The following is a 2,580-nucleotide window of genomic DNA, read 5'->3' as shown; positions in this document are numbered from 1 at the left end:
AGTCAATTCTGCCTCGGACACGCCGGATGTCACGGCGATAGCAGTGATCTCAGCGTCATGACCAAGCAAAGCCCGGAGACCCTCTCCAAAAAGAGAATCTTGAGAAATAACGATGACGAAGATTCCCACGCTCGAGTCTCCCAATTTGCCCGAACCCTTTACCTCGACGCCCTCTCCCCTGCTGGGCGGTGACCGCTCGACGTTTCGGGCGACCCCACGCAACAGAACGTAACGCCGGCCTGTCACTCAAGGGCAATCTTAGGCTACCCGTGCGTTCTGCGATGCACAAACGGCGATACAGCTGTGCGCGGGCTGACACCGAAGCATGCCGCGATGACCAGTAGGGCTGGTCTTCCCGGCCCTGCAGGCATGTGCGCGAGCTGGCCGGCCGGCCCCTCCTCCCACCGGATAAATACCGGATGCGTAATCGCCGCAGGTCCTGGGGGCGGAGGTGTCCCGCGGAGGAAGCAACAAAACCGGGGGAAGGTGTACCAGGGAGGAAGCGCGGGGTACCCGGCCGGTCCCGGTCCGCGTCCGTCGGCGGGGGAACGATCGGCACGTAAAAGTGGACTGGCGAGGGTGGTCATATCAGCAACCGGTCCCTAACATTTTCTTCGACAGGTGATTCGAGCGCCATTCCGGCAGTTATTCGAGCATGTAGAAGGTCGATCACGGTTATGCCCGCTCCGCGGGTTGAAATCCTGCAGACACACAGAACATCCCGATCCGTCGGCATGACCGGTCGACGGGCCCCACCTCCGCATCGGTAGTGCGGCGACACTGCGGGAAGCAGGCTGATCGATGGTGTGGAAATTCGTCGAAGAACCCCGAGACGGAACGCTTAGACGGCAGGTCCGTCGGGCCCGGACGGATGCTGACTTCGAGCAGGTCGCGATGCTCTGGGAAACGGTTTACGGCAAGGAGTTCGGCTGGCTCCCGACCGATGCCGGTGGCAGCTACCGGGACCGCTACGACAGCCGGTCCGCATATCTTCTCGCCACGGTCGACGGCGTCACGACGGGAACCATGCGGCTGGTCGCGGATTCACCCGAAGGCCTTCCGGTCGAACAGTTCGTATCGATCGCGGACCTTCGCGGGGACAAACGTCTCATCGAATGCCAGCGTCTGATGATTCTGCCTGAGTACCGTAACCGGAGGTGGGATGAGCTGCCCTACGGAGTGCTCGGCGGTCTCGTCAAGGCGTGCCTACACTGGTGCATAGTCAACGGGTACAGCCACATCCTGGCCGACTTATTCACACAGACCGCTACCACGCCGATGTGGCCGCTGATGGCGCTCGGCTTCGAGGAGACCGGCAAGGAATTCGTGGACACGGAACTGGACGAGGAGGGCACCAGCGTCGCCATCCTGCTGCGGGTCGGCGAACTGTTCTCCCGGCCCTTCCGGACCAGTGACCCGTTCTACCGCTACCTCATGACCTACGACGACGCGATCGACGTCTACGCATGAGTAATCGACCACCGAACGGCCAGCAGAAAAGCAGGAGAACTTTCGCAGGCGCCGGACCGTGTTCAGCCCGCCGGCGCGGACACGGATGGGAGTGACAATGGCGGACGCCACAGATCAGTACGACGTGATCGTCATCGGCGGGGGCCCCGGCGGTTCCATGGCGAGCACGCTGCTGCAGGACAGCGGAAAGTCGGTCGTCCTGCTAGAGGCGGCCAAGTTCCCGCGCTACCACATCGGCGAGTCGCTCCTGTCGGGCACGGCCGACCTGCTCAAGAAGATCGGCGTCCTCGACCGGCTCGAGAACGACGGCTATATCAAGAAATTCGGCGTCGAGTGGGTCTGGGGCGAGCAGCGCGAGCCCTGGCGGGTCTACTTCAAGGACGCCCTGGCGATGCCGTACGACTATGGCTACCAGGTCGAACGCGGCCCATTCGACAAGATGCTGCTCGACAACGCGCGCGAACACGGGGTCAACGTGCGCGAGGAGCACCGAGTCACCGACTTCGCCCTCAACCCGGGCGGCCTGAACACGGTCGACTTCCGCACCGCTAGCGGCGAGACCGGCCAGGTCAGCGGGCGCTCGATCATCGACGCGTCGGGGCAGGGCGGTCTCATCACCAAACGCCTGCACACCCAGGAGTGGGACCCCTACCTGCAGAACATGGCTGTCTGGAGCTACTGGCGAGGCGCCAAACGGCCCGAGGGCATCGACGCCGGCAACACATTCCTGCCGACGTTCTCCGACGGCTGGTGGTGGTTCATCCCGCTGCGGGACGACATCACCAGCATCGGCGCGGTCGTCGACCGCAACGTCTACAAGCAGCACAAGGAGGATGGGCTGGATGCCTACTACCGCGACGCCGTCGCGCGCAGCCCCGAGATCGCCGAGCGGCTCGCGGACGCCGAGCAGATCGAGGGGGTGCACATCCAGCGCGACTGGTCGTACATGTACGACACCTTCGCCGGCGACGGGTACCTCGCCATCGGCGATGCGGCCTGCTTCATCGATCCGCTGTTCTCGACCGGCGTGCATCTGGCGATGCTGAGCGGCTACCTGGGCGCCGTCACCGTAAATACCGTCCTGGACAAGCCGGAACTCGGCCTCACGCC

The 2,580-nt window shown here is 63.8% G+C and carries 2 protein-coding genes; both read left to right on the top strand.

Annotated elements, in window-relative coordinates; genetic code table 11:
* Positions 1–894: 894 nt before the first annotated feature.
* Entirely contained in the window at positions 895–1,470 is a 576-nt protein-coding gene (locus tag U9980_RS27945) for an N-acyl amino acid synthase FeeM domain-containing protein (protein WP_322770664.1), read from the top strand.
* Between the two features lie 97 nt (positions 1,471–1,567).
* Positions 1,568–2,580, top strand: a 1,013-nt coding sequence (locus tag U9980_RS27940) for a tryptophan 7-halogenase (protein WP_322770663.1), incomplete at its 3' end; no start/stop codon positions are given.

This window comes from Protofrankia sp. Cr1, assembly GCF_963555865.1.
Taxonomy (GTDB): domain Bacteria; phylum Actinomycetota; class Actinomycetes; order Frankiales; family Frankiaceae; genus Protofrankia.
Note: the sequence above shows the minus strand (reverse complement) of the source record. Positions and strands in the feature narration are given on the sequence as shown.

Coding starts and splice junctions, on each gene's coding strand:
- U9980_RS27945 (WP_322770664.1), top strand. CDS start 895: ATGCTCTGGGAAACGGTTTACGGCAAGGAGTTCGGCTGGCTCCCGACC.